The organism is Streptomyces sp. NPDC048504, assembly GCF_043200035.1.
Classification (GTDB): Bacteria; Actinomycetota; Actinomycetes; order Streptomycetales; family Streptomycetaceae; genus Streptomyces.
Window position 1 is genome coordinate 1 of record NZ_JBICXA010000031.1, and the last position, 25,769, is coordinate 25,769.

General features: G+C 71.1%; 22 protein-coding genes and 1 pseudogene. 11 read left to right on the plus strand and 12 right to left on the minus strand.

Annotated features, from left to right (window positions below):
* Positions 1 to 130 (plus strand): annotated as a pseudogene (locus ACGFY9_RS47330) (IS110 family transposase); the annotation flags it as partial.
* Positions 131 to 200: 70 nt separating this feature from the next.
* Here the strand turns inward: ACGFY9_RS47330 and ACGFY9_RS47335 are convergent.
* Both ACGFY9_RS47335 and ACGFY9_RS47340 read right to left on the minus strand, forming a co-directional pair.
* Entirely contained in the window at positions 201 to 746 is a 546-nt protein-coding gene (locus ACGFY9_RS47335) for an ATP-binding protein (RefSeq protein ID WP_393765115.1), read from the minus strand.
* Between the two features lie 372 nt (positions 747 to 1,118).
* Positions 1,119 to 1,442, minus strand: coding sequence for a hypothetical protein (locus ACGFY9_RS47340; protein ID WP_019058105.1), 324 nt, complete (start codon positions 1,440 to 1,442; stop codon positions 1,119 to 1,121).
* Positions 1,443 to 1,804: 362 nt separating this feature from the next.
* Between ACGFY9_RS47340 and ACGFY9_RS47345 the strand changes: the two genes are divergently transcribed.
* Positions 1,805 to 2,929, plus strand: a complete 1,125-nt coding sequence (locus ACGFY9_RS47345) for a PLP-dependent cysteine synthase family protein (RefSeq protein ID WP_393765117.1) — start codon at positions 1,805 to 1,807, stop codon at positions 2,927 to 2,929.
* 123 nt (positions 2,930 to 3,052) lie between these two features.
* Here ACGFY9_RS47345 and ACGFY9_RS47350 read toward each other — a convergent pair whose 3' ends face one another.
* Together ACGFY9_RS47350 and ACGFY9_RS47355 are read right to left on the minus strand one after the other, a co-directional pair.
* Positions 3,053 to 3,523, minus strand: a complete 471-nt coding sequence (locus ACGFY9_RS47350) for an SRPBCC family protein (RefSeq protein ID WP_393765119.1) — start codon at positions 3,521 to 3,523, stop codon at positions 3,053 to 3,055.
* Positions 3,524 to 3,593: 70 nt separating this feature from the next.
* Positions 3,594 to 4,421: a DeoR/GlpR family DNA-binding transcription regulator gene (locus ACGFY9_RS47355; RefSeq protein ID WP_393765121.1), complete on the minus strand. Its 828-nt coding sequence runs from the start codon at positions 4,419 to 4,421 to the stop codon at positions 3,594 to 3,596.
* Positions 4,422 to 4,710: 289 nt separating this feature from the next.
* Between ACGFY9_RS47355 and ACGFY9_RS47360 the strand changes: the two genes are divergently transcribed.
* Positions 4,711 to 7,053, plus strand: coding sequence for a hypothetical protein (locus tag ACGFY9_RS47360; protein ID WP_393765123.1), 2,343 nt, complete (start codon positions 4,711 to 4,713; stop codon positions 7,051 to 7,053).
* On the opposite strand, the gene ACGFY9_RS47365 is transcribed toward ACGFY9_RS47360, so the two are convergent.
* The 4 genes from ACGFY9_RS47365 to ACGFY9_RS47380 all read right to left on the minus strand — a co-directional run bounded on the left by ACGFY9_RS47365 (position 7,023) and on the right by ACGFY9_RS47380 (position 11,671).
* Positions 7,023 to 9,458, minus strand: coding sequence for a right-handed parallel beta-helix repeat-containing protein (locus ACGFY9_RS47365; protein WP_393765124.1), 2,436 nt, complete (start codon positions 9,456 to 9,458; stop codon positions 7,023 to 7,025). The genes ACGFY9_RS47360 and ACGFY9_RS47365 overlap by 31 nt on opposite strands.
* Before the next feature lie 106 nt (positions 9,459 to 9,564).
* Positions 9,565 to 10,170 carry a hypothetical protein gene (locus tag ACGFY9_RS47370; RefSeq protein WP_393765126.1) on the minus strand — a complete coding sequence of 202 codons (606 nt, stop codon included), beginning with the start codon at positions 10,168 to 10,170 and terminating at the stop codon, positions 9,565 to 9,567.
* Between the two features lie 199 nt (positions 10,171 to 10,369).
* On the minus strand, positions 10,370 to 11,194 hold the full coding sequence (locus tag ACGFY9_RS47375) for an MOSC domain-containing protein (RefSeq protein ID WP_393765128.1): 825 nt from the start codon (positions 11,192 to 11,194) through the stop codon (positions 10,370 to 10,372).
* Positions 11,195 to 11,236: 42 nt separating this feature from the next.
* Positions 11,237 to 11,671 carry a DUF6643 family protein gene (locus tag ACGFY9_RS47380; RefSeq protein WP_019058096.1) on the minus strand — a complete coding sequence of 145 codons (435 nt, stop codon included), beginning with the start codon at positions 11,669 to 11,671 and terminating at the stop codon, positions 11,237 to 11,239.
* 299 nt (positions 11,672 to 11,970) lie between these two features.
* On the opposite strand from ACGFY9_RS47380, the gene ACGFY9_RS47385 reads away from it, so the two are divergent.
* The gene (locus ACGFY9_RS47385) at positions 11,971 to 13,293 is read left to right on the plus strand and encodes a TerD family protein (RefSeq protein WP_393765216.1); all 1,323 of its coding nucleotides are present in this window, start codon (positions 11,971 to 11,973) and stop codon (positions 13,291 to 13,293) included.
* A gap of 4 nt (positions 13,294 to 13,297) precedes the next feature.
* Here ACGFY9_RS47385 and ACGFY9_RS47390 read toward each other — a convergent pair whose 3' ends face one another.
* Complete coding sequence (locus ACGFY9_RS47390; protein WP_393765218.1) at positions 13,298 to 14,464, minus strand: glycosyltransferase; 1,167 nt, start codon at positions 14,462 to 14,464, stop codon at positions 13,298 to 13,300.
* Positions 14,465 to 14,533: 69 nt separating this feature from the next.
* Here ACGFY9_RS47390 and ACGFY9_RS47395 point away from each other — a divergent pair, with 69 nt between their 5' ends.
* Together ACGFY9_RS47395 and ACGFY9_RS47400 are read left to right on the plus strand one after the other, a co-directional pair.
* Entirely contained in the window at positions 14,534 to 15,319 is a 786-nt protein-coding gene (locus ACGFY9_RS47395; RefSeq protein WP_393765130.1) for a glutamate racemase, read from the plus strand.
* Between the two features lie 106 nt (positions 15,320 to 15,425).
* Positions 15,426 to 15,971, plus strand: coding sequence for a hypothetical protein (locus ACGFY9_RS47400; protein ID WP_393765132.1), 546 nt, complete (start codon positions 15,426 to 15,428; stop codon positions 15,969 to 15,971).
* Positions 15,972 to 15,986: 15 nt separating this feature from the next.
* On the opposite strand, the gene ACGFY9_RS47405 is transcribed toward ACGFY9_RS47400, so the two are convergent.
* The gene (locus ACGFY9_RS47405) at positions 15,987 to 17,054 is read right to left on the minus strand and encodes an O-antigen ligase family protein (protein WP_393765220.1); all 1,068 of its coding nucleotides are present in this window, start codon (positions 17,052 to 17,054) and stop codon (positions 15,987 to 15,989) included.
* Between the two features lie 237 nt (positions 17,055 to 17,291).
* On the opposite strand from ACGFY9_RS47405, the gene lnt reads away from it, so the two are divergent.
* The 4 genes from lnt (at position 17,292) to ACGFY9_RS47425 (ending at position 22,344) form a co-directional block, all read left to right on the plus strand.
* Complete coding sequence (lnt, locus tag ACGFY9_RS47410) at positions 17,292 to 18,902, plus strand: apolipoprotein N-acyltransferase (protein ID WP_393765134.1); 1,611 nt, start codon at positions 17,292 to 17,294, stop codon at positions 18,900 to 18,902.
* Between the two features lie 77 nt (positions 18,903 to 18,979).
* The gene (locus tag ACGFY9_RS47415; protein ID WP_393765136.1) at positions 18,980 to 19,459 is read left to right on the plus strand and encodes an NUDIX domain-containing protein; all 480 of its coding nucleotides are present in this window, start codon (positions 18,980 to 18,982) and stop codon (positions 19,457 to 19,459) included.
* 54 nt (positions 19,460 to 19,513) lie between these two features.
* The gene (locus tag ACGFY9_RS47420) at positions 19,514 to 20,314 is read left to right on the plus strand and encodes a 3-hydroxybutyrate dehydrogenase (RefSeq protein WP_393765138.1); all 801 of its coding nucleotides are present in this window, start codon (positions 19,514 to 19,516) and stop codon (positions 20,312 to 20,314) included.
* Positions 20,315 to 20,391: 77 nt separating this feature from the next.
* Positions 20,392 to 22,344, plus strand: coding sequence for a helix-turn-helix domain-containing protein (locus ACGFY9_RS47425; RefSeq protein ID WP_393765139.1), 1,953 nt, complete (start codon positions 20,392 to 20,394; stop codon positions 22,342 to 22,344).
* A gap of 46 nt (positions 22,345 to 22,390) precedes the next feature.
* On the opposite strand, the gene ACGFY9_RS47430 is transcribed toward ACGFY9_RS47425, so the two are convergent.
* Both ACGFY9_RS47430 and ACGFY9_RS47435 read right to left on the minus strand, forming a co-directional pair.
* Positions 22,391 to 23,800, minus strand: coding sequence for an MFS transporter (locus ACGFY9_RS47430; RefSeq protein WP_393765141.1), 1,410 nt, complete (start codon positions 23,798 to 23,800; stop codon positions 22,391 to 22,393).
* Positions 23,801 to 23,936: 136 nt separating this feature from the next.
* Entirely contained in the window at positions 23,937 to 24,731 is a 795-nt protein-coding gene (locus ACGFY9_RS47435) for an SDR family NAD(P)-dependent oxidoreductase (RefSeq protein ID WP_393765143.1), read from the minus strand.
* Positions 24,732 to 25,238: 507 nt separating this feature from the next.
* Here ACGFY9_RS47435 and ACGFY9_RS47440 point away from each other — a divergent pair.
* A complete protein-coding gene (locus tag ACGFY9_RS47440; protein ID WP_393765145.1) occupies positions 25,239 to 25,544 on the plus strand; it encodes a hypothetical protein in 306 nt (101 codons plus the stop codon).
* Positions 25,545 to 25,769 lie beyond the last annotated feature (225 nt).

Here is a 25,769-nt window from a genome sequence, read left to right on the forward strand (position 1 = left end):
CAGGAAACGCGGCGAAGGCAAACGCCACAACGCCGCCCTGATCTGCCTCACCCGCCGCAGGATCGATGTCCTGCACGCCATGCTCAAACACCGCGTCATCTACGAGCCGACACACGAACAAGCCGCCTGACCAAGCCCGCAGACCTTGACCGAACAGATAAGAGCACCCCCCCCGCAACCCATAACGAATCACCGCCCGATCAACCGGCAACGGCGGACCGGGCGGGAGCGTGTTGGGGCCGGTGGCCGTCGACCGGGTGCTCGACCTCGGTGACGAACCGGTGCGCGGGTTTCTGCGCGGCCGTACGGCGCGGCGGACGAGCCGGCGTAGCCGTCGCGGACGAGGGCGCGGTGAGCGTGAACCACACGACCTTGCCGGACTCACCGTCCGGCCGCACTCCCCAGTTCTCGCTCACCGCGGCGACCATCGCGAGCCCCCGCCCACAAGTGGCCGTAGGCGAAACCTCGTCGATGTCGCCCACCACGGGAAGCCGGGGATCGCGATCGCGCACCGAGACCATGAGCTGGTCCAGCAGCAGCTCGATCTCGACGACGCACGTCTTGTCGGGCTGCGCGTGCCGGTGGACGTTGGTCAGAAGCTCTGTGACACCGAGCGCGGCCCGGTCTATCAGAGGATCCAGATGCCAGTAGCGCAATTGCGCAGAGACGATTCTGCGGACCTGGCCGATCCGCGACGGCAGGGCTTGGAGCTCCACCGTGCAGTGCCTGCTTGGGTGACTGATCACGGCTGCGACTCCCCGACTGAGGTCCGGAAGAACACGGAGTTCGGATCCAGCAGGGTGGTCGAAGAAACGGCCGCCTGCTGTTGTGTCCGGCGGGCTGGTTCGCAGCGTTATCGCCGGTAAACCCAGAGTGACGTGAGACCAGAGTGACTCAGGGGCCGCGGTCCCGCAACTCGCGGTCGGCTACTGCTCCTCAATGGCGCGGAACAGCCGCTGCACGGCGAGCGCGAATCACTCCGTGCCCCGGACGAACCACTCCACCGCACGGCCCGGTCGCTCCACCACGCGCACCGGCCACTCCACTGCACGGCCACTCCACCGCACGGCCACTCCACCACACGGATGGTCCGCCGCACGGAGAACCCGCCGCGAGGTTCACCCGCCCCGCCCGGCCGCCTTGCGCACGGCCTCGATGAACCGGCGTGCGGCGGGCGGGCCCGGCTGCCCGGGCGCGGGGTCGTGTTCGCCGAGGGTCAACAGATACCTGTTGCCGTTGAGGTCGGCCAGCGCCCGATCCTCAGGGGCGAACCAGGGCTTCGACGCACGCACCGCCTGCACCGGCGCGCTGTCGATCTCGCTGCCGTAACTGGTGAGCAATTCAAGCCTGCCGTCATTGATCCGGACCTGTCCGGCCCGGGTGAGCGAACGCAGCCGCTTCCCGATCCGCACGCCCGTGGCCGTGAACTCCGGCTCCGCCATGCTTCCCCGCCCCCTTGGTCCAGGACATCTGGTGATCCAGTGTGCGCCCCCGTTCAGGACGTTCGTCCCGCTGCGGTGCAGTCTGCCCGCCGAGGCCGTCGAGCACCAGTACGCACGGCTCGGTCACGGTGAGTATCCGAAGCACTCGCACGAGTGCGCCCCCGGGCCCCACGGGCGGCCGATCGCAAACCCGCAGCAAAGGCGTCGCAAACCCGTCACGAGCCCACCGAACCCTTGCCCCAGGGCCGCCTTTGAGTCGCCCAAAGGCATGTTTATGCAGGTGAGAAGCGTGCGGAAGGTGCATATGATCGAAGCGTCGGCCGCGCGAGACGCCGTCGGCGCAACGTGTAAGGAGCCCCGCCGTGAGCACCACCCCCCAGGCCCTGACCGGTGCCACCCTCGACGTCGACCGCAGCGACGCCGCCTACCGGAGCTGGCTGAAAGAAGCCGTCCGCAAGGTCCAGGCCGACGCCAACCGCTCCGCCGACACGCACCTGCTCCGGTTCCCGCTCCCGGAGAAGTGGGGCATCGACCTGTATCTGAAGGACGAGTCGACCCACCCCACAGGCAGCCTCAAACACCGCCTCGCCCGCTCCCTCTTCCTCTACGGCCTCTGCAATGGCTGGATCCGGCCCGCCCGCCCGGTGATCGAGGCGTCCAGCGGTTCCACGGCGGTCTCCGAGGCGTACTTCGCCAAACTGATCGGGGTGCCCTTCATCGCGGTCATGCCGCGCACGACCAGCGCCGAGAAGATCCGCCTGATCCAATTCCACGGCGGGCAGTGCCACTTCGTGGACGACCCGCGCAAGATGTACGAGGAGTCGGCCACCCTCGCGGTGGAGACCGGCGGCCACTACATGGACCAGTTCACGTACGCGGAGCGGGCCACGGACTGGCGCGGCAACAACAACATCGCCGAATCCATCTTCCGCCAGCTGGAGTTGGAGCGTTTCCCGGAGCCGGCGTGGATCGTCGCGACGGCCGGCACGGGCGGTACCTCGGCGACTCTCGCGCGCTATGTCCACTACATGCAGCACGACACCCGCGTCTGTGTCGCCGACCCGGAGAACTCCTGTTTCTTCGAGGGCTGGACCACCGGCGATCCGGACGTCACCCGCGACTGCGGCTCCCGCATCGAGGGCATCGGCCGCCCCCGTATGGAACCGAGCTTCGTCCCCGGCGCCATCGACCGCATGATGAAGGTCCCCGACGCTGCCAGCGTCGCCGCCGTGAGAGCCCTGGAACAAGCCATCGGCCGCAAGGCGGGCGGCTCCACCGGCACCGGCCTCTGGAGCGCCCTCAAAATCATCGCCGAGATGGTCGCGACAGGCCAACAGGGCAGCGTGGTAACCCTGTTGTGCGACCCGGGCGACCGCTACCTGGACAAGTACTACTCGGACACGTGGCTCGCGGAACAGGGCCTGGACATCACCCCGTACAGCAAGGCGATCACCTCGCTTTTGGCAACGGGAGTATGGCCAACCTGAGTTGATGAACACCGTTTAGGGGGTGCCCCATTTAGGGGCGCGAGGCTGTATCGATTTGCGGCTCCGCCGCGTGGGCGCGACCAGCCCCCACGCAGCCGCAGACGACGTACTCCCGTGAAACCTCTATCCGACTAGTCGCCGGTCCAAAGCCATCACCGCACCCTTGAACGCCCGCCCCAACCCAGCCCGAGCCACCCGCACAACCCCCCTGAACAACGCCGTCCCATCCGCGGCGAACGTCCACTGAACCCGAGTCCCACTCCCCGCAGGGCTCAACCGCCACTCCTCGGCCATCGCACGGGCGCCCGGCGCGTTGGTGACGTCGACCCGATACGCGTACACCTCCGCCGGCTTCGCCGCGATCACCGTCTCGCGAAAGTGCCCGCCACCCGTGAGCCGGATGTCACGCCCGGCCCCGTCGTCGACGGACCGCGCACTGGTGACGGCCGAGAACCACTCCGCCCACCCCGGCACGTCGTCGTTGAGAGCGTGGAAGACCGCGTCCGGCGCCGCTGACATCTCCTGCGTGAAGACCAGACGCACCGGAGCGGTGTCGATGAAGTCGAGCCCGACGGGACGCAGTTGGTTGGCCATGGACGCGAACCCCCTTGACAGGTAAGGGAAGTTGATCGGGGTGGGTGGCGTCACGGTAGCTGGCGACCCGTCAGATGTCTGCCCCGTCATCAACTTCGCCCGCCACCACGAGCCGTAGATGCTCAGAGATATCGGCGCGCGCCTCCGCGGGCAACCCCGCGTCCGTCACGAGCGTGTCGACCTGTTCCAGCGCGGCGAACGAACTCAGGCCCACCGTCCCCCACTTGGTGTGGTCGGCGACGACCACGACCCGCCGCGCGGACTGCACGAGCCGGCGGTTGGTCTCGGCCTCCGCGAGGTTCGGGGTCGACAGGCCGGCCTCGATCGATATGCCGTGCACGCCGAGGAACAGCATGTCGAAGTGGAGCGCCGCGATCGCCTGGTCGGCCACCGGGCCCACCAACGAGTCGGAGGGGGTGCGCACTCCGCCGGTCAGCACGACCGTCGCCGCGCCCTGCCGCTGCCCCGAGGTCCGCTGCGCCGCGTGGAACACGTCAGCCACCCGCACCGAGTTGGTGACCACGGTGAGGTCGGGGACCTCAAGCAGGTGATGCGCGAGCGCGTACGTCGTCGTACCGCCCGAGAGCGCGATCGCCGTACCCGGCGCCACCAATTCCGCCGCCGCCCGCGCGATGTCCTCCTTGGCGGTCAGCTCCAGGCCCGACTTCGCCTCGAAGCCCGGCTCGTGCGTGCTCGCCTCGACGACCGGGACCGCTCCGCCGTGCACCTTCTCCAGGACGCCCTGGCGGGCCAGCGCGTCGAGATCGCGGCGCACGGTCATGTCCGACACGCCGAGCTTGCGGGTCAGTTCGTTGACGCGGACGCCACCGCGGCGCCGGACCTCGTCGAGGATCAAGGCGCGCCGCTGCTCCGCGAGGAGGTTCTGATTCTCACTCACGTACGCTCCGGTCCTTTCGCCGCAACCCGTCAGACTGCCCGCGCGCCTGCCCCGACCAGGACATTTTCCCCGGCGGCGGTGCGCGGACGCCCCAATCCTCGCACGCCCCCGCAAGCACCGCGCCACCGCCTGTCCCGACGCGCACATGTCATTCGGTCATCATCCGTCGCTCGCGTGTCACACGGATCGGGGAGATTCGGTGACGGGGCGTGTGCGACGCGCCGGAAAGGACGATCCTGGTGTGCACACGGACACAGCCAGACAGTGCGTCACGGGGGATGTGCGAACAGTGGAGCGTGTACAGGAACACGCCGTCACGAGCGAGGCGAAGACGCTTGCCGGACGGCCCGAACAGACCGAACCCGCCCTGGAACTCCTGGTCCACGGAGTCGGCGGCACCACGCCCGAGGAGATGCTCGGCGATCCGCGCACGGTGCGGATCACCGGCGACGACACGGCGGCCGTCTTCCGGCGCGCCGCCGACGTCGACGCCGAGTCCCGGCCCGCCGACCAGCGCACCGGTCCGATCCGCGAGGCCTACGTCTGGTGCAACCTCACCTCCGGCAACGGCACGCGCGCGTTGTGGCTGTTGCTGCTGCCGTTCATGGTGGTCAACCTCGCGCACTGGATGCGCCCCACCGCCCGCGACCGGAAACGGACGGTGCGTTTCTACGGCCTGCTGGTACGCCTCGCGGGACTGACCCTGACCGTGCTGCTCGTCGCGGCCGCCTGCGAGGTCGCCCTCGACCTCGCCGCCTGGCAGTGCGCCGGCACGCGCGCGTGCGCCGAACGGCACACGTGGCTGGGCTTCCTGTCGCCCGCGATGTCCCACGACAGCTGGTGGAGCCGCCCCGGCCGCCGCCTCGCGCTCGCCGCCCTGGTGCCGACCGCGCTCACCGTCCTCCTCTGGTACCTCTCGCGCCGCACCTGGAGCGAGTACGAGTCCCAGCAGCCCATACCCCGCAGAGCGGAACCCGACGACGAGCCCGACCGCAGCTCCCTGGGCCGCCCCGGGTTCTGGTACGGCCGCCGTCTGGTCGCCCGACTGCGCGCCGCGCACACGGCGGCCGGCCTCCTCACGGTCGCCGCGGCCGTCACCGTCTCGGCGGCCCGCTTCGACCGAGGGCCCGACGGCTCCGACCCGCTGGCCCGCCTCGGCACACTCCTGGAGACCGCACTGGGCGGCCTCGCCTTCGTCGTGGTCTACGTAGTGTGCCGTCGGGGCCGCAGCGAGAACCGCCTCGACCAGGCCCTCGACCGCCGTCTCGTACGCCGCCTGCCGCTCGGCGCACTCCTGCTGCTCGCCCTCGCGCTGCTGTACGCCGGCTGGTCGCGCCCGGGATGGCAGTCGTCCGGGCGGCTGCCGGGCGACACGACGTTCGGCGGAATCGCCCTGGTGCAGGGCCTGTTGGTGGTCGTCCTGGCCGTCGTAGCCCATCTCCTGCACCGCACCCGCCCCGATCCGCGCTCCGCGATGCGGGGCCTCGGCGGACCGGCCGTGGCGATGCTGGCCTGCGCCCTCGGTGGCGTGATGTCCGGCGGGGTCTCGCAGCGGGTCTCCGACTGGCTGGACGGCACCGGCACCTCCATCGCGGGCCCGCCCGTCCTGCTCACCTGGCAGGCCTCGGTGATCCCGACACTGCTCGTCGTCGTCCTCGTCCTCTGCGCCGGAATCGGCCACCGCACCTGGCGGCTGCGCCGTAGCGAACTGGCCGCGGTGGCGCGCGACTATCCGGGCGGGCGGAAGGACCGGGCGCGCACCGCCAAGATCGCGAGCACGCGCGCGATGGCCGCGCTCACGGACCGTGGACCTCTCCTCGTCGCCGTCATCTCCTCCGCGACCCTGCTCCTGGGCGCCGGTGCGCTCGTCGGCGCCTTCGCCACCGACAGGACACCGGAACGCGCCGGCGAGGACGGCCACGCCTTCGTGCACGGCGCCGCCCAGACCTCGCAGGGCCTCGGCTCCTGGCTGATCGGACTCGGCTTCATCCTCTTCGTCACCTGGGGCAGGCGCGCCTACAAGGACGCCTCCGCGCGGCGCACGATCGGCATCCTGTGGGACGTCGGCACCTTCTGGCCGCGCGCCGCCCACCCCTTCGCCCCGCCCTGCTACGCCGAGCGCGCGGTCCCCGACCTGACCTGGCGGATGGCCACCTGGACCCGCGCCACCGGCGGCCGTCTCGTCATCTCCGGCCACTCCCAGGGCAGCGTCCTCGCGGCCGCCGCGGCCTGGCAACTCAAGCCCGCCCAGCGCAAACGCGTAGCCCTGCTCACCTACGGCTCACCCCTGGAGCGCCTCTACGGCCGCTGGTTCCCGGCCCACTTCGGACCGGCCGCGATGACCCGGCTGCACCGCGAGGTCGACTGCTGGCGCAATCTGTACCGGCTCACCGACCCCATCGGCGGCCCGGTGCGCGTGTCCGGCGACTGCGGCCCCGAGGTCGACCACGAACCACCCCTCAAGGACCCACTGGAGTACGGCCGTACGGCACGGCATCCGCTGCCCGCGCCGATCCTCGGCCACTCCGACTACCAGGCCGACCCGGCGTTCGCCGAGGAACGCGAGCGGCTGCTGGCCCGGCTGCGGCCCGAGGTGCCGCCTCAGGGCAGCTCGGGCAGGTCCTCCGCGTAGAGCAGGGTCAGGTCGTCCGTGCTCGGCTCCTCGAACTGGGCGACCCGGCTCGCGTGCCGCTCCACCATCGCCTCGAAGGTCTGCCGCGCAGTACGGCCGTTGCCGAACGCGGCGCCCTTCGGGATCGCCGTGAAGTACTTCGTCAGCCCCTCGGACGCGCCCTCGGCCAGCCGGTACTCGTGCTCCTCGGCCTGCTGCTCGACGATCCTGAGCAGTTCCTCGGGGTTGTAGTCGCTGAAGGTGATGGTCCGTGAGAAACGGGACGCCACACCGGGGTTGACGGACAGGAACCGCTCCATCTCCGCCGTGTAGCCCGCGACGATCACCACGACCGCGTCGCGGTGGTCCTCCATCAGCTTCACCAGCGTGTCGATGGCTTCTTTACCGAAGTCGCGTCCCGAGTCCTCCGGAGAGAGGGCGTACGCCTCGTCGATGAACAGGACTCCGCCGCGCGCCTTGTCGAAGGCCTCCTGGGTGCGGATCGCGGTGGAACCGATGTGCTCGCCGACCAGGTCGACGCGGGACACCTCGACGAGATGGCCCTTCTCCAGGACTCCGAGGGAGGCGAGGATCTCGCCGTAGAGCCGGGCGACCGTCGTCTTGCCGGTGCCGGGGGAGCCGGTGAAGACCAAGTGCCGTTTGACGGAGGCCGCCTTGAGGCCGGCCTGCTGGCGGCGGCGGCCCACCTCGATCATGTCGGTGAGGGCGCGCACCTCGCGCTTGACGCTGTCCAGGCCGACCAGTGCGTCGAGTTCACCGAGGACGGCCTTGGAGGAGCGGGACTCCTTCTCCGGGTCCGTCGCGGTGATCAGCGGGTCCTGCTCGGCCGTGCGCTGGCTGGGGATCGCGCCCAGCACGCTGGTCGACTGGCTTGCCGTCTCCACGGCTGTCTCGTGAGCGGTGGGCGGCTTGAGGCCGCTCTCGTCGCTGGTGCAGTCCTCGACGACGGGTCCCGTGCCGGGCGCCGCGTCCGGTCCGGCGTCCGCGAACTCGTAACCGCCGCGCGCGCACCGCTCCGTACGGCACTTCTTCAGCGTCGTACGACAGCCGTCGATCACATGGAAGCCGTAGCCGCCGCTGCCCGTCACTCGGCAGCCGAGGAAGGTGCCCCGGCCGCCCGCGGAGACGTAGAAGCCCGCCTCGGCGGGGGAGTCGACCGTGCAGCGCTCGATGGTGGGGTCGGCGCCCTTGGTGACGATGACGCCGGTCTGGGTGGCGTCCACGGTGCAGTTGTTCAGGGTGCCGCCGCTGCCGTGGTCCCGGAACCACGCGCCCGTGGCCGCGTCCCGGATCCGGCAGTCGTCGAGCTGCGCGGTCGCACCGTCGCTCACCGACACGGCGGTGTTGCGTACTTGGGAGATGTCGCTGTCGACGACGTCCGCGCGTGAACCGCGGTCGAGCACGAACAGCGCGTCCGGTACGTCGTGCACCCGGCACGAGTCGAGGACCGCGGTCGCGCCGTCACTGACCCACACCGCCGGGTAGTCGCCGGTGCTGTCGAAGATCTCGCACTGGTTGGCGTCCACGCGCGTGCCCGGGTCCCACACCGACAGTCCGTTGCGCCCGAACTGACGCACCGTCGTCCGGGTCAGCGTCAGCACCGAACGGGAACGCAGATCCACCGCGTTCTCCGGGATGTCGTGGATGCGGCAGTCGGCCAGCGTCAACACCGCATCGGTGTCGAGCGTGACGCCGTCCGCGGTCGTACGGTGCACATCGCAGTCGGTGAGGTGTGCGGTGGCCCGGCCGGTGATCTGGACGCCGCTGCCCCGCGTCTCGTAGACCTCGCAACCCACCGCCTCCAGCGCGGAGTTCTCGCCCGTCGCCGACAGACCCACCCCCGACGCGTGGTGGATGCGGCAGCGCTCCAGACGCGGGTGGCCGCCGCCGCGGACCGCGACGCCGGCCTGGCCGGCCGAGACGACCTCGCACTCCTCGAACACCCCGCCACCGCCGTCGAGTACGGCGATCCCGATGCCGGCCGGATTGTCGACCGTGCAGCGCCGCACGGTGGGGCGGGCACCGCCGCGGACCTCGATGCCGGATGCCGACCGTGTGACGATCCGAAGGTCCGTCAACTCCGGTGCGCCGTCCTCGACAAGGAGGGCGGGAGCGGCCGAGTCCTGACCCTCGACATGCAGGTCCTGGACGATCGCCGAGGCGCGGACCGTCAACGGCACGCCGTCCAGGGGCGCGATGCGCACCGAGCCGGGCGAACCCTCGGGGCCGCGCAGGGTCACCGACCGCTGGACCACGAGGTTCTCCCGGTAGGTGCCGGGAGCGACAGTCAGTACGTCGCCCTCGGCCGCGGCCTCCAGGGCGGCGGCGAGCGACGCGTACTCACCTGTGCGGCGCCGCCACCGCGATGTACCGGTGTGCGTCACCTGGACCGTGCCCTGTGCCATGGCGCTGCTGTGCCCCCACCTCGTGGTACGCGGGTTGATGCCGAAGCCTTCGCCGGTCCACCGTAGCGTGCGTGCGGGCGGTGGGTTGACCAGAGCCGGAAGGCTGTCAGCTGCCGGTGCCGGTCCGGCCCCAGTCCGGGCCCGCCCGCTCCCACGCCCGGTCCCAACGGGCGTACCTGCGGCGGACCATGCGCCACAGCACGAACCGTCTGCCGCTGTCGACGAGGCCGGCCGTCAGCAGTGCCGCGCCGAGCCCGGCGAGCACGGCGTGCGTCGTCGCCGTGGCCGAGTCCAGCGGGCGGGCCACTATGTGTCCCTGCTGGTCCGTCCAGAGCCTGAAGTGGTCGCCCGCGTGCGGGGTGTTGAGGCTGGCCATGACCGCGCCGTGGTGGGCGGTGCCGTCCGGGGCGGTCCAGTCGGCGAGGACCTTGCTGCGGATGTCCCGCGCGGTGGACGAGTCGGGGTCGGGGTTGAGCTCGGCCCCCTTCAGCTTCTTGACCACCGTCGCCGTCACGACGTGCCGGACCGCGCGCTGCTCCCGCACCGACCGCTGCAGGCTGTCCTGCGCGACCGCGCCGACGAGCGAGCCGATGACGGGTGCGGCGACCAGGACCAGCAGCAGGACCACGAGGGCCAGCCAGGCCTCGACCAGATCGGTCGCGCGACGCAGCGGATTGCGCCGCCAACGCCACAGGCCCCTGATTGCTCCCACCGTCCCGCACCCCCTTCCCGCTCCGTGATAACTCCAGGCGTGGCCGTTCACCCAAGAGCCCCGGCAAAGAGAGAGCGAAATCACCTCTCACCGGCCTCTCATGAACTTCTCACGGGATCTCAACGACCGGGCCCACGGGGAGGGTTCCCGCCTCACGCGCTCTTCGGCGGAACCTCGTGCGCTCTCGGCGGATCTCCGCCTACGCGAGGATCCGGACCGGATCACCGATACGGATCGTGCCGGTCGACCGGGGGAGCAGGTTCTGCCCGAAGACGAGCTTGCCGTCGATACGGCGGTGCCGGGCCAGGGTGCGCAGGGGCTCCTTGCCGCGCTCGGCGGTGCCCTGGTCGGTGGTGGTCACGACGCAGCGCCCGCACTTCTTCGCGACCCGGAAGGCGACCTCGCCGATCGTGACGTCCGACCAGTCGTCCTCGGCCCAGGCCTCGGTGCCCGCGACGACGACATTGGGCCGGAACCGGTTCATGGGCAGCGGGCCCTCGTCCGGGTGATCCCCTTGCGCGACAAGGGAGTTGAGGGCGTCGAGGGAGGCCTCGGAGGTCAGCAGCAGCGGATAGTTGTCGGCGAAACTGACGGTCTCACCGGGAAGCGCGTAGGCCGGGTCGACGGGCCTGCGGGTGGCGGGATCGTCCATGTGGACAAGACGTACGGCGGAGCCCAGGTAGTCGCTGCACCAGATGTGCGCGGTGTCCGGCCCCGGCACCGCGTCGACCTTGGTACCGAAGATCTCCGTCGCCACGGTGGTGACCGGCTCCGGAACGGCCACGGTCAGCGGGTCGTGGCCGGGCGCGGACAGACGAACACCGCCGCCGGGCAGAAGCTCGGCGGCGGCCAGCGCGAGACGCGGGTGCTCGCGTTGCGTGACGACCTTTCCCCCGTCGTCGATCAGCACCCAGCGTCGGTCCCCGGCCAGTCCCCAAGGCTCCACGAGAGCCTCCCGGGGCGAGAAGCCCCGGAGCGCCTTGACCGGATGAACGTGGATCGACCGCAGCTCCGCATTCCCCATCGCTCCATCGTGCCAGGTGGCACCGACAACGCAGGGTGCGGATCAGTAACCGCCGCGGTACTGCTGCTGGTTGTTGTACGGGTCCTGCTGGTACGGGGCCGGGGCCGGGCGGGGAGCCGCCGGACGCATCGCCTCGTAGCCGGCCGGAGCCGCCATCGGGCGCGGCTGCTGTTGCTGCTGCCCGGGGTAACCGCGCGGCGGTGCCTGCTGCGGGATGTAGGCGGCGGGCGCCTGCTGCAGCGGGGCGGGCTGCTGTGCCTGCGGATAGCCGTAGTTCTGCGAGGGGCCCGCCGGCAGAGCGGGCAGTGCCGACGGCAGCGCCGGCAGGTTGCTCCCCGGCATGTCGTAGGCGGCGGGGACCCGGATCGGGGCGATCTGCGGGGTACCCCGCTCGGCCACGAGGGAGTCGTAGATCGGGGTGTCCGGGAAGGAGGCGGAGTAGTAGCCGCCGCCATAAGTGGAGCGGGGGGAGGTCATGGCACATAAGTTAAGCCCACGATGTGCTGGTTGGGGAGACCGATTAGAGGGTTGTTTTCCGTGTCGGGGGTGGCACGGGATCCCCAATGCGAGCGAACTTGTCAAAAAAGGGCATCGACCTGTGTTCGGATCGGGTAAAAGCCTAGTTCCCGGCGGGTTACCAGCGGTTGGCCGACGGTGTTGACGCGCTCCTGATGGGCGTTCGCCGCCCCGGGGAATAGGTTGTGCGGGTAGACACCTGATGGGCTGCCGGGGCGTGTCCTGGCACGGCGACACGTGATGTGGGGGCAAGCATGTCGATGCCGAAGGGATCGAATGTTCCGGTGCCGACGACGGCACTGCGCGTCGAATTGGGCTGGCGGTCCGGACCCGGAGTCCCGGACGCGGACGCCTCGGCGCTGCTGCTGGTCGACGGGAAGGTCCGTTCCGACGGCGACTTCGTTTTCTACAACCAGCCGGAGCACTCCTCCGGCGCGGTCCGCCACGAGGGCAAGGGCAACGCCGGCGGGAAGGTGACCGACAGCCTGCTCGTCGACCTCGCGCGCGTGGAGCCGGCCGTCGACCGCATCGTTCTCGCCGCCTCCGCCGACGGCGGAACGTTCGGCCGGGTCCCCGACCTGTACATCGAGGTCCGGGACGCCGTGCAGAACACCGCGGTCGCCCGCTTCGACAGCACGGGCGCGACGGTCGAGACCGCCTTCGTGCTCGGCGAGTTCTACCGCCGCCAGGGCGCCTGGAAGTTCCGGGCCGTCGGCCAGGGCTACGACAGCGGACTCGAAGGCCTGGCGACCGACTTCGGCATCACCGTGGACGAGCCCCAGCAGGCGGCACCGGCCGCGACCATGCCACCGTCGGCGGGACCGGCGGTGACCATGCCGCCGCCCGCCGGGCCGCCCGTGAACCTGCCGCCGCCGGTCCAGCCGCCCGTGACCATGCCTCCTCCGGTCGCGCCTCCGGTGAGCCCGCCCCCTTCGGCGGCCCCCGTGCGGCTGTCCAAGGTGACGCTCACCAAGGCGGCACCCTCGGTCTCCCTGACCAAGCAGGGCGGCACCTCGGGCGCCATGCGCGTGAACCTCAACTGGGAAGTGCGCAAGCAGTTCTCGGGCTGGGGCAGCAAGCGCGGCCGCGCGGTCGCCATGCACGCGGACCTCGACCTCGACCTGTGCGCGTTGTACGAACTCGCCGACGGCCGCAAGGGTGTCGTCCAGGCCCTCGGCAACGCGTACGGCTCCCTGCAGCGGCCCCCGTACATCCACCTCGACGGCGACGACCGCACCGGCGCGTCGGCGAGCGGCGAGAACCTCACCGTGAACCTCGACCACATCAAGGACTTCCGGCGCATCCTCGTCTTCGTGACCATCTACGAAGGGGCCCGTTCCTTCGCCGACCTGCACGCCACGGTCACCCTCCAGCCGCAGCACGGCGCCGCGATCGACTTCTCGCTCGACGAGTGCACGGTGCCCTCCACGGTGTGCGCGCTCGCCCTGATCACCAACACCGGGGGCGATCTCGTCGTTCAGCGAGAGGCCCGCTACCTCGTCCCCGACCGTGGGGTCAGCCCGCAGCGGACCGTCGACCGCGTCTACGGGTGGGGCATGAACTGGACCCCAGGTCGCAAGTGAGCGCTCAGCTCTCCTCGCCGACGACGGCGTCCGGACGTGCGTAGGTCCGGCCCTTCCAGGCCGCACCGCGTCCCCTGTAGTGCTGCACCGCGGAATCGACGGTCATCAGGAGGTACAGAAACGCGGTGAACGGCAACAGGGGAGCGAGCCACAGCGGCTGCCCGTAGTAGCGGACCATCAGGACGTACGTCCCCGTCATCACCAGCCACGCGAGACCGCCGAGGACCGCGGTCGCAGTACTCCCGACGGCCAGACCGGTGAACAGGGCCACCGGCGGCACGAGATACACCAGCGTCAGCCCGAGGACGGTACCGAGGAGGAGCAGCGGGTTGTGCCGCAGTTGCGCGTAGGCGCTGCGCGAGACCATCCGCCACAGGTCGTGCAGCCGCGGATACGGGCGCACGCTGTCCACCCGCTCGGCAAGCCCCAGCCAGATGTGGCCCCCGCCGCCCTTGACGGCCCGCGCGAGCGCCACGTCGTCGATCACCGCCTGCCGGATCGCGTCCGGGATCCGTGCCCGCTCGGCCGCGTCGGTGCGCAGCAGGACACAGCCGCCCGCCGCGGCGGCCGTCCGCGCTGAGCGCTTGCCGATCCGGCGGAACGGATACAACTGCGCGAAGAAGTAGACGAACGCCGGCACCACGAGCCGCTCCCACGGGCTCTCCACGCGCAGCCGGGCCATCAGCGACACGGCGTCGAAGCCGCCGGTGCGGGCCGCCGCCACCAACTCCCGCAGGCTGTCCGGGGCATGCGCGATGTCCGCGTCCGTCAGCAACAGGTACTCGGGCTCACGCGCGCGTGCCAGACCGATGCCGTGCCGTACGGCCCACAGCTTGCCCGTCCAGCCCGCGGGTGGTTCGCCGGGGGAGTCCACGGTCAGCGGCAGCCCGCCGTGCCGGGACGCCAGCTCACGGGCCAGTTCCCCGGTGCCGTCCGAACTGCCGTCGTCGACAAGGAAGATCTCCGCCCGCCCCGGATAGTCCTGGGCGAGGAGCGAGGGCAGACTCTCGGGCAGTACGGCGGCCTCGTCGCGCGCCGGGACGACCACGCACACCGACGGCCAGTCGTCCGGGTAGGTCCGGGCCGGGAGTCTGATGTCGGTGCGCCAGAAGAAGCCCTGACAGAGCAGCAGCCACAGCCAGGCGGCGAGTGATCCGGCGGCGATCCACACAATGGCGCTCACGGGCGCAGTCTGCCCTACGGCAGCGGATCCACGGAGGCCATCGTCTATCGTGGCCGGGTGAAGATCGCGCTGATGGACTCCGGAATCGGCCTTCTGGCGGCCACCGCTGCGGTACGGCGCGTGCGCCCCGACGCGGATCTCGTGCTCTCCCTGGACCCCGAGGGGATGCCCTGGGGACCGCGGACGCCGGAGGACGTCGCCCAGCGCGCGCTGGCCGTTGCCGAGGCCGCCGCAGCGCACCGGCCCGACGCCCTGATCATCGGCTGCAACACCGCGACGGTGCACGCCCTGACGGTCCTGCGTGAGCACCTGGAGCCCGGTATCCCGGTCATCGGCACCGTCCCGGCGATCAAGCCGGCCGCCGCCGGTGGCACGCCCTTCGCCATCTGGGCGACGCCCGCCACCACCGGCAGCCCCTACCAGCGCGGCCTCATCAAGGACTTCGCCGACGGCGTGCGGGTCACCGAGATCCCGTGCTGGGGACTGGCCGAAGCCGTGGAACACGGGGACGAGCCGGCCATCGACGCCGCCGTCGCCGCTGCCGCCGAGCTGACCCCCGACGATGTAACGACCGTCGTCCTGGGCTGCACCCATTACGAACTGGTCGCCGAACGCATCCGCGCCGCAGTGCAGCGCCCCGACCGCCCGCCGCTGGTTCTGCACGGCTCCGCCGACGCGGTGGCTGCCCAGGCGCTGCGCCGGATCGGTGAAAAGCCCGCCCCCGAGGCGCTGCCCGACGGCACCGTGACGGTGCTCCTGAACGGCCGCGAGGGCGCGCTGCCCGCCGCCGCGTCGGTCTACGCCGAGGGCCGACTCCTGCGGGCCGTCTCACCCGCCCACTGAGTACCGGCGACGGACCGGACCCTGTGCGTCCACCGTGTCGCCGCACAAAACGGTCACCCTCCGCAACGACGTACCCGCGCAGCGAAACCTGAGTAGTCTCGTAGGCATGAGGGACCACCCCCGCGACGAAACCTTCCCGCAGACCGAGATCTGGACCGGACGCGCCACCAACCGGTTCCAGTGGCTGCTGGCCCTTGCCGGTGCCGCCTGCATGGCGCTCGGCATCGAGCTGGCCGTGGACTCCACCTGGACGTCCGGCATCGCCCCGCTTGTCATGTCCGTCGTCGGGTGCATCGCGGCCGGACTGCTCATGCTGTTCGGCACGCTCGCCTTCGTGCACGTCGCCCTGAAGGTGGACACGGAGTCCCTCGAAGTGCGCTGCGGCCACATCGGTGTGCCGCGCCGCCGCATCCCGCTGGCGAGCGTCGCGGGCGCCGAGTTCGCCCCGCACGTCACCCCGCGCCAGTGGGGCGGCTGGGGCTACCGCTGGCGGCCCGAGAAGGGCACCGCGGTCGTCGTACGGCGTGGTGAGGGCATCGTCCTGCGGCTGTGGGACGGGCACACGTTCACGATCACCGTGGACAACGCGGAGGCGGCCGTACGGATCATCACGGACCGGCTGGCGCCGCCCAAGCCCGGCGCGGTGCTCTGACGCGTTCCTCGTCCGTCACGGGGCCAGCCGGTCGCCACGCGCGTGTGCGTCCGGCGCGGTGCGTGAGGCGTCGTCGGCGATCGGGTGGGCCGTGGCCAGCCCGGCCAGGAAGCCCGCGCCGACCGACACCGAGGTGAAGCTCAGCGCGTTGCCGACCGCGGCGACGATCGCGAGCCCCGTCAGCGCGGCGCCCGCGGTGAGCGCGATCGGGGTGGAGCGCGTGGTGCGCCACAGCGCGTGGAGCACCCAGCCGTACGCCGCCGCCAGCAGGAGCACGCCGACGATTCCCTGTTCGGCCGCCAGCTGAAGCGGCGCGGAGTGCGGTTTGCCGTCCGGGAGCAGCGCCTCGGCCGCCGCGCTGCTCAGCTCCCCGAAGCGTCCGGGGCCCACCCCCAGGGCGGAATCCTGATGCGCCATGTGCAGGGCGTCCTGCCACAGCTGGACCCGGTGCGGGGTCAACTGGCCCTCCAGGGACGAGGTCAGCCCGTCCGGGAGGATGTTTCCGGCGACGGCCCAGGTCGCGCAGGTCACCAGCGCCGTGGCCAGGCCCAGTCCCGCGATGCCGAGACCGCGGTGCCGCATCCGGCCGGCGGCGAGCGAGCACAGCAGCACCGCCGTGCACAGGGCGAATCCCGTGATCGAGCCCAGGACGGCCGCGGCGACCGTGATCCCGGCCGCCAGCAGCCGCAGCGCAAGCCGCAGGGCCGGTGCCGAGGCGGCCCAGGCGGAGCAGCACGCGGAACCCGCGGCCAGGGTCAGCAGGGCCGCGGTCGCACCGGCGTGACCGAGCGGAACGGCGAACTGGGGGCCCGGGGCGAGACGCGGTTCGGCCAGTGCCATGCCGAACCCGGCCAGCGCCCCCACACAGGGCGCGGCGACCGGTACGAGCGCCCCGGAGATCCGCCCCGACGCGTAACCGGCGGCGACCGCCAGGACCGCGAGCAGCACGCCCTCGGGCCGGCCGTCGTGCATGGCGGCGGTGATCAGCGACCACGCGGCACACGAACCGAGCACCGCGATGCCCGCCGCATCCGAAACGTTTCGTCTTTCACTGTCGGCGTCCGGACCGGTCGCCGACGCCATCCCCGTGGAACCCACCCCGCCGCCCCCTGAACCGGGCCGCCCCCGCGACCCGTGACAGGCCCCGGCCGTCCTGGCCTGGACCGACCGCACGACAGGGGCTCCGGCACACCGTAACGGCTGATGACCGATTTGTGGACGAGTTGCGCAGGAACGATGCTGCTGCGGCCCTGCTCAGTGGCCGGGCTGCCATGCGGACCGTGCTGTCGGCGCCGAGGTCGACCGCCGTACACTCCCGGAGTGACCGTCACCGCAACTTCCGTGGACGAGTCGGACCAGCTGAAGCCGCAGGCCGCGCCCGCATCGCGCCTCGCCCGCCTCGTCCGTCTGGTCCCGGCCGCCGTAGCCGCACTCTCCGGAGTGCTGCTCTACGTCAGTTTCCCGCCGCGCACCCTGTGGTGGCTGGCGCTGCCCGCGTTCGCCTGTTTCGGATGGGTGCTGCGCGGCCGCAGCTGGAAGGCGGGCCTCGGCCTCGGCTACCTCTTCGGCCTCGGATTCCTGCTGCCGCTGCTGGTGTGGACCGGCGTGGAGGTCGGCCCCGGGCCCTGGATCGCCCTGGTCGTGGCCGAGGCGATCTTCGTCGCGCTGGTCGGCGCGGCCATCACCGTGGTCTCGAAGCTGCCCGCCTGGCCGCTGTGGGCGGCGGCACTGTGGATCGCCGGTGAGGCGGCACGCGCGCGTGTCCCCTTCCACGGCTTCCCCTGGGGCAAGATCGCGTTCGGCCAGGCGGACGGCGTCTTCCTGCCGCTCGCCGCAGTGGGCGGCACCCCGGTCCTCGGCTTCGCGGTCGTCCTGTGCGGCTTCGGCCTGTACGAGATCGTCCGCCTGACCCTGGAGAGCCGCAACACCCGTGTCGTACGGCGGTCCGCCGCGGCCGTGGCCCTGCTGAGCGTGGCCTTGCCGGTGGTGGGCGCGGTGGCCGCGCGGTCCCTGGTCAGCGACAAGGCCGAGGACGGCACCACGACGGTCGCGGTCATCCAGGGCAACGTCCCGCGCGCGGGACTGGAGTTCAACGCCCAACGGCGGGCCGTGCTCGACTACCACGTCAAGGAGACCCTGCGGCTGGCCGCGAAGGTCAAGGCGGGCAAGGTCGCCAAGCCGGACGTCGTCCTGTGGCCGGAGAACTCCTCCGACGTCGACCCCTTCGCCGACGCCCAGGCGTACACCGACATCGATGCGGCGGCCAAGGCGATCGGCGCGCCCATCTCGGTCGGCGGTGTCGTCGAACGGGGCGGCAAGCTCTACAACGAGCAGATCCTCTGGGACCCGGTGAAGGGTCCGACCGACACCTACGACAAGCGGCAGATCCAGCCGTTCGGCGAGTACCTCCCGATGCGGTCGCTGCTCGGGGCGATCAACAAGAACTGGACCAGCATGGTCCGCCAGGACTTCAGCCGGGGCACCAAGCCGGGCGTCTTCACCATGAACGGCGCCAAGATCGGCCTGGTCACCTGCTACGAGGCCGCCTTCGACTGGGCCGTGCGCTCCGAGGTCACCGACGGCGCCCAGCTGATCTCCGTGCCCAGCAACAACGCGACCTTCGACCGCAGCGAGATGACCTATCAGCAGCTCGCCATGTCCCGGGTCCGCGCGGTCGAACACAGTCGGACTGTCACCGTCCCGGTGACCAGCGGCGTCAGCGCGATCATCATGCCGGACGGGACGATCACCCAGAAGACCGGCATGTTCGTCGCCGACTCCCTGGTCCAGAAGGTGCCGCTGCGCTCCTCGGAGACCCCGGCCACCAAGCTCGGCATCCTGCCCGAGATGGCCCTGGTGCTCATCGCCGCGGCCGGCCTCGGCTGGGCGGTCGCCGCCGGTGTGCGCGGGCGACGCGCGGGCGACGTGTAGCCGTACGCCCGCTGTACTCCCGTTGCGCGCACGGCAGTTCGTGGGGTAGCCATGGATCGTCCCGTTAGGGTCGGAGCATGGCTACTCCTGATTTCATCCGTACGATCCGGGCCTCCGCGGGGCATCAGCTGCTCTGGCTTCCTGGCGTCAGCGCCGTCGTCTTCGACGACTCGGGTCGCATCCTGCTGGGCAAGCGGGCGGACAACCACGAGTGGGCGTTGCCCTCCGGCATTCCCGAGCCCGGTGAGCAGCCCGCGGTCTGCGCGGTGCGCGAGGTGTTCGAGGAGACGGCCGTCGAGTGCGTCGCGGAACGCGTCGTCTTGGTGAAGGCTGGGGGACCGATCCGTTATCCCAACGGCGACGCCTGCCAGTTCATGGACATCACCCTGCAGTGCCGGGCCGTCGGTGGTGAGGCGGCCGTGAACGACGACGAGTCGTTGGAGGTCGGCTGGTTCGAGCTGGACGCACTGCCCGAGCTCAGCGATCACCAGCTGTTCCGGATCAAGCAGAGCCTGGTCGACGCACCCACATGGTTTGACACCACGAGTTCCGACTGAAGTATGTGCTCGGCCCATATGCGGTGGGGCGGGGACGCTGTTTAGGCTCGCCCCATGACCGTGCCCAACGCCCTCCCGGGGTCCCACGCGAGCCTCCTCGACCTCACCGGCCGTACCGCCCTCGTCACCGGTGCCGCCGGCGGTATCGGCCGCGCCTGCACGCTGCGGCTGGCGGCCGCCGGGGCCAAGGTCAGAGCGGTCGACATGGACGCCCCCGGACTCGCGGAGCTCGCCGAGCAGGCGCAGGACCTCGCGGGCACCGTCGAACCGCACGTCCTCGACCTCACCGACCTGGACGCCGCCGAGCACGCCGCCGCCGGCACGGACGTCCTGGTGAACAACGCCGGGCTGCAACTGGTGAGCCCCATCGAGGAGTTCCCGCCCGACGTCTTCCACACGGTGCTCACCGTGATGCTGGAGGCGCCCTTCCGGCTCATCCGCGGCGCCCTGCCCCATATGTACGGGCAGGGCTGGGGGCGGATCGTCAATGTGTCCTCCGTCCATGGGCTGCGGGCCTCCGCCTTCAAGTCCGCGTATGTGGCCGCCAAACACGGTCTGGAAGGACTCTCCAAGACCGCCGCCCTCGAAGGCGCACCCCATGGCGTCACCTCGAACTGTGTGAACCCCGCCTATGTGCGCACCCCCCTGGTCGAGCGACAGCTCACCGACCAGGCACAGGCGCACGGCATCCCCGAGGAACGGGTCCTGACCGAGGTGCTCCTGCAGAACAGCGCGGTCAAACGGCTCATCGAACCGGAGGAGGTCGCCGAGGCCGTCGCCTATCTGTGCGGCCCGCACGCGTCCTTCGTGACCGGCACCTCGCTGGTACTGGACGGCGGGTGGACCGCGCACTGAAGCACCGGGTGCGCAGGCGATCGGGGAGTTATCCACAGGCCAGACCGGCCGGCCCGGCGATGGGGAATCCTGTGAGCATGTCCAGCGATCACGTGCAGTCCGCCGAGCCCTCCGCCACCGTCACCGGTGCCGCGGCGCGACCGAGCAGTGCCGAGGCGCCGTTCCTGGAGCTGCTGGCCAGGGGCGCCTCCGCCGACGCCTATGAGCAGCCGGTGCTGCTCGCCCGCGCCGACGGAAGACCGGCCGAGGCGATCGCCGGGCTCGAACACGCCAAGGTGCTCGCGCTGCGCGTGCGTTCGGAGCTGGAGGGACGCCGACGGCGCGAGGCCGAGCTGTCCGCGCTCTTCGAGACGGCCCACGACCTCGCCGGACTGCGCGACCTGGACGCCGTACTCCAGGCGATCGTCCAGCGTGCCCGGTCGCTGCTCGGCACCGACATCGCCTACCTCAGCCTCAACGACCCGGCCAGGGGCGACACTTACATGCGGGTGACCGAGGGTTCGGTCGCGGCCCGGTTCCAGCAGCTGCGGCTGGGCATGGGGGAGGGGCTCGGCGGACTCGTGGCCCAGACGGCACGGCCGTACGTCACCGACGACTACTTCAAGGACGATCGCTTCCAGCACACTCTCACCATCGACTCCGGGGTGCGGGACGAGGGGCTGGTGGCGATCCTCGGGGTGCCGTTGATGCTCGGGCACCGGGTCATCGGGGTGCTGTTCGCGGCGGACCGGCGGGCGCGGGTCTTCGAGCGGGAGCAGATCGCGCTGCTCGGCTCCTTCGCCGCGCTCGCCGCGGCCGCCATCGACACCGCGAACCTGCTCACCGAGACCCGCTCGGCGCTCGCAGGTCTGGAGCGCGCCAACGAGATCATCCAGGACCGCAGCGGAGTCATCGAGCGTGCGTCGGACGTCCACGACCGGCTCGCCGAACTCGTTCTGCGCGGCGGAGGAGTCCATGACGTCGCCGCCGCGGTGTCCCAAGTCCTCGACGGAGTGGTCGAGTTCACCGAGATCGACGCCGCGCCCACGAAGGCGTTGGAAGCGTCCCGCGTCGAAGGTCACGCGGTGCGGCACCGGGACGACTGGATCGCCGCCGTGGCCGCCGGCGGCGAACTGCTCGGAGCGCTCGTGCTGCGCGGCCACCCCGGCCTCGACCCCGTGGACCAGCGCACCCTGGAGCGCGCCGCCATGGTCACCTCGCTGCTGCTGCTCGCCCGGCGGTCGGCAGCCGAGGCCGAACAGCGTGTGCGCGGCGAGCTGCTGGACGACCTGCTCGACGCCCGTGACGGTGACCCACGGCTGCTGCGGGAGCGTGCGTCCAGGCTGGACGCCGACCTGGACGCCACCCATGTGGTCCTCGCCGCCCGGCTCGACGGCGCCGCCGCCGACGCCGCCCACGAGGCCGCCGCCCGCAGACGCCTGTGGTCCGCCGCCTCGCACCTCGCCGGAACCCGGCACGGACTGGCCGCCGCCCGCGACGGCGGCACGGTTCTGCTGCTGCCCCTCGATCCCGGCGACACCGCCACTGACCTGGCCCGCCGCACCGCCGCCCACCTGGGAGCGGCGGTCCACGAAGCGGTCACCGTCGGCGCCTCCGCCCCCGTCGGGAAACCCGGCACCCGGCCCGACGCCGTGGTCGCCGCCTATGAGGAGGGGCGCCGCTGCCTCGACGCTCTGCGGCTGTTGGGCCGTACCGGAGACGGCGCCGCCGCCGAGGACTTCGGTTTCCTCGGGCTGCTCCTCGCCGGGGACCGGGACATCGGCGGCTTCGTCGAGCGGACCATCGGGCAGCTCGCGCGGTACGACGAGCGGCGCGGTACGGAGCTGCTGCACACGCTGGACGCCTACTTCGCGTGTGGCATGAGCCCGGCCCGGACGAAGGACGACCTGCACGTCCACGTCAACACCGTCGCCCAGCGGCTGGAGCGGGTGGGCCGGCTCCTCGGCGAGGACTGGCAGGAACCGGGACGCGTGCTGGAGATCCAACTCGCCCTGAGACTAAGGCGGTTGGCGGCTCCGGCGCGGCGGTGACCCTCGTAGGCGCGGGGCGTACGAGGGCCGGTGCCGGGCGTGGCGATCAGGCGGTGCGAGCGTCTGCGGCGTCCTTCGTGGGAGCGGTCGTGGGCCGGTCGTCCGCGGTGGCCTCGATCTCGGCCAGGTCGCGGTGCCGTGTCTCCTTGGCCATGCCCACCGCGATCAGGGTCAGGACGACCGCCGCGATCACATACAGGGCGATCGGGGTCGAGCTGTCGTAGTCGGCCAGCAGGGCGGTGGCGATCAGCGGGGCCGGTGCGCCCGCCGCGACCGAGGCGAACTGGGCGCCGATGGAGGCGCCGGAGTAGCGCATCCGGGTCGCGAACATCTCGGAGAAGAAGGCGGCCTGGGGCGCGTACATCGCGCCGTGCAGGATCAGGCCGACGGTCACGGCGAGGACCAGGTTGCCGAAGTCTCCGGTGTCGATCAGCGAGAAGAAGGGGAACATCCACAGCCCGATGCCCACAGCGCCCAGCAGATACACGGGCCGGCGCCCGATCCGGTCCGACAGGGCGCCCCAGGCCGGGATGACGGCGAAGTGCACGGCGGAGGCGATCAGTACGGAGTTCAGCGCCGTCTGCCGGGAGACGCCGGCCGAGGTGGTGGCGTAGACGAGGATGAAGGCGGTGATCACGTAGTAGCTGATGTTCTCCGCCATGCGGGCGCCCATCGCGACGAGGATGTCGCGCCAGTGGTGGCGCAGTACGGAGACGAGCGGGAGTTGCTCGGGGTCGGTGCTTCGGGCCGTTGTCCGGGCGGCGGCTTTGCGGGCCTGTGCCTGGGCCAACGCCTTCTGGAACACCGGGGATTCATCGACAGAGAGACGAATCCACAAACCGACGGCGACCAGGACACCGGAGAGCAGGAACGGGATGCGCCAGCCCCAGCTGCCGAAGGCCTCGTCGGAGAGGACGGCGGTGAGCAGGGACAGCACTCCTGTCGCGAGCAACTGCCCTGCGGGCGCACCGGTTTGGGGCCACGACGCCCAGAAGCCGCGCCGGCGTGCGTCCCCGTGCTCCGAGACGAGCAGGACGGCTCCGCCCCACTCGCCGCCGAGTGCGAAGCCCTGCACCAGGCGCAGCGCGGTGAGCAGGACCGGCGCCGCCGCTCCGACGGTCGCGTGGGTCGGCAGCAGCCCGATCGCGAAGGTCGCACCGCCCATCAGCAGCAGGCTCAGGACCAGCAGTTTCTTGCGGCCGAGCCGGTCGCCGTAGTGCCCGAAGACGAGGGCGCCGAGCGGGCGGGCCGCGAAACCCACGGCGTAGGTCAGGAAGGAGAGCAGGGTGCCGACGAGCGGGTCGGAGCCGGGGAAGAAGAGCTTGTTGAAGACGAGCGCGGCCGCGGAGCCGTAGAGGAAGAAGTCGTACCACTCGATGGTGGTGCCGATGAGGCTGGCGGCGACGATGCGTTTGAGGTTGGCGGGGGGTGGGGGAGCGGTGGGTTCTGAGGCCATGTGCGCCACTTCCTCGTGTGCGGTGGGGACGGGTACGTGATGGCACACGGTAGGAAGGGGCACGTCAGCGGCACATGTGGTGGGACACCATAGTTCTGGGGGACGAAGTGAGTGCGGCGACTATGAGTTGAGGGTGTCAGGGCAGGATCGAGTCGATGTATCCGCCGTCGACGCGCAGGGCTCCGCCCGTCGTGGCCGACGCCTGGTCGGAGCTGAGGTAGACGACCATGTGGGCGATCTCCTCGGGCTCGATCAGCCGTTGCAGGAGGGACTGCGGCCGGTGCTTCCGCATGAACTCGCGCTGGGCCTCGTCCCAGGGCAGGTCGCGGTCGACGAGTTCGTGGACGAAGTCCTCGACGCCGCCGGTGTGGGTGGGGCCGGCGATGACCGAGTTGACCGTCACGCCCGTGCCCGCCGCCTGCTTCGCGAAGCCGCGGCCGACGGCGAGGAGTGCGGTCTTGGACATGCCGTAGTGGATCATCTCGGCCGGGATGACGACCGCCGAGTCGCTGGCGATGTACTGGATCCGGCCCCAGCCGTGCGCCGTCATGGCCGGCAGGTACATGCGGGTCAGCCGTACCGCGGCCAGCACGTTCACCTCGAAATAGCGCCGCCACTCCTCGTCGCTGATCTCCAGCGGGTCGGCGGAGCCGAAGATGCCCAGGTTGTTCACGAGGATGTCCACCTCGGGCAGCGTCTCCAGGACGCGCTGGGCGCCCTCCTCGTTCGCGACGTCGGCCGCCACGGGAACGAAGACCGCGCCGGGGACCTCCGCCGCGAGCCGCGCGACAGCCTCCGCGACTCGTTTCTCGTCCCGGCCGTTCACCCCGACCCGGACGCCGGAGCGCGCGAGTCCGGCGGCGATCGCCGCGCCGATGCCCTGCGTCGAGCCCGTCACCAGGGCGGTGCGTCCGGTCAGATCGATCTGCATGTGGAACCAGTCCCCTTGTGCGTCTGCTTGTGTGTCTGCGTGTGATGGCACGTCTGCTGTCAGCCTGGCGGCAGGGTGATCGGGCCGCCACTTCGGCCTATGCGGGCGGGCGCGGTAATGCGCGGGGCCGGGTATCGCCTGCCTTTAAAGCCCGGACCTGAAACCGGCGCCTTGGTGAATCTCCCCGTACCCCAGTGCGTAGCCAGTGCGGTGCCCGCGGCGATCCCGTGGGCGCGTACCCATCGTCGACGGACAGGAACGGATGGACTCAATGATGAGATCAACGGATGGACTCAATGATGAGATCTAGGACCGCGACGCGACTCACGCTCGACCGTCCCGCCCGCTCGCTCTCCAGCCGTGGGCGCGCGCTCGGCGTGGCGCTGGCCCTCGGCGTGGCGCTGGCCCTCGGCGCGTTGCTGGCGTCGGGCGCGACAATGACCCTCGCCGCTCCGGCAGTTGCCGCGACGGGAGACGTCACGTACCCGTCCACGGATTGCGTACGGATTGCGTACGGATTGCGTACGGATCGCGCCGGCGGCCGGTTCACCGGTCGCCATCGCCTCCGACAACGCCGGCGCGCCGTACCTGGCGTACTCGGGAGGCGATCTGCTCAAGCTCGACCTGGCCACCGGAGCGCTCGACACGGTCACCACCGGTCTCGGCAACCTCCGCGGAGTCGCCGCCCTGGACCAGTCGGTGGCCCGGACGGCGGAGACTCTGGGGATACCGCCGGGCACGTCAAGTCCCGGACGCACGTTGCCCTCAGGGCTCTCCGGGGAGCGCTTGCCGAGCGCGGGTACACCCCCGTGAGCAGCGGGCGGGCGGCGCTGAAAGAACGCGCTGCCCGCCCGGAATGCGGAGGGGGAGCGCCGACAGCCTCGGCGCTCCCTTTCTCGGCACACGGTCCCGTAAATGGCGGACAGGTGTGCCCAGTTACCGAGCCGCCCGATCCGCAGCGGTTTCACGCCGGGTCGCCCGCCGGCGTGCTTCCTCCACCGCGTTCCGCTGCACCGGGGTGAGGCGATTCATGAGCCG

Excerpts from the sequence above, each read along its gene's own strand:
- ACGFY9_RS47385 (WP_393765216.1), top strand. The coding sequence starts at position 11,971 with ATGCCGAAGGGATCGAATGTTCCGGTGCCGACGACGGCACTGCGCGTC.
- ACGFY9_RS47415 (WP_393765136.1), top strand. The coding sequence starts at position 18,980 with ATGGCTACTCCTGATTTCATCCGTACGATCCGGGCCTCCGCGGGGCAT.
- ACGFY9_RS47380 (WP_019058096.1), bottom strand. The coding sequence starts at position 11,671 with ATGACCTCCCCCCGCTCCACTTATGGCGGCGGCTACTACTCCGCCTCC.
- ACGFY9_RS47425 (WP_393765139.1), top strand. The coding sequence starts at position 20,392 with ATGTCCAGCGATCACGTGCAGTCCGCCGAGCCCTCCGCCACCGTCACC.
- ACGFY9_RS47420 (WP_393765138.1), top strand. The coding sequence starts at position 19,514 with ATGACCGTGCCCAACGCCCTCCCGGGGTCCCACGCGAGCCTCCTCGAC.
- ACGFY9_RS47375 (WP_393765128.1), bottom strand. The coding sequence starts at position 11,194 with ATGGGGAATGCGGAGCTGCGGTCGATCCACGTTCATCCGGTCAAGGCG.
- ACGFY9_RS47400 (WP_393765132.1), top strand. The coding sequence starts at position 15,426 with ATGAGGGACCACCCCCGCGACGAAACCTTCCCGCAGACCGAGATCTGG.
- ACGFY9_RS47405 (WP_393765220.1), bottom strand. The coding sequence starts at position 17,054 with ATGGCGTCGGCGACCGGTCCGGACGCCGACAGTGAAAGACGAAACGTT.
- ACGFY9_RS47430 (WP_393765141.1), bottom strand. The coding sequence starts at position 23,800 with ATGGCCTCAGAACCCACCGCTCCCCCACCCCCCGCCAACCTCAAACGC.
- ACGFY9_RS47340 (WP_019058105.1), bottom strand. The coding sequence starts at position 1,442 with ATGGCGGAGCCGGAGTTCACGGCCACGGGCGTGCGGATCGGGAAGCGG.
- ACGFY9_RS47365 (WP_393765124.1), bottom strand. The coding sequence starts at position 9,458 with ATGGCACAGGGCACGGTCCAGGTGACGCACACCGGTACATCGCGGTGG.
- ACGFY9_RS47350 (WP_393765119.1), bottom strand. The coding sequence starts at position 3,523 with ATGGCCAACCAACTGCGTCCCGTCGGGCTCGACTTCATCGACACCGCT.
- ACGFY9_RS47435 (WP_393765143.1), bottom strand. The coding sequence starts at position 24,731 with ATGCAGATCGATCTGACCGGACGCACCGCCCTGGTGACGGGCTCGACG.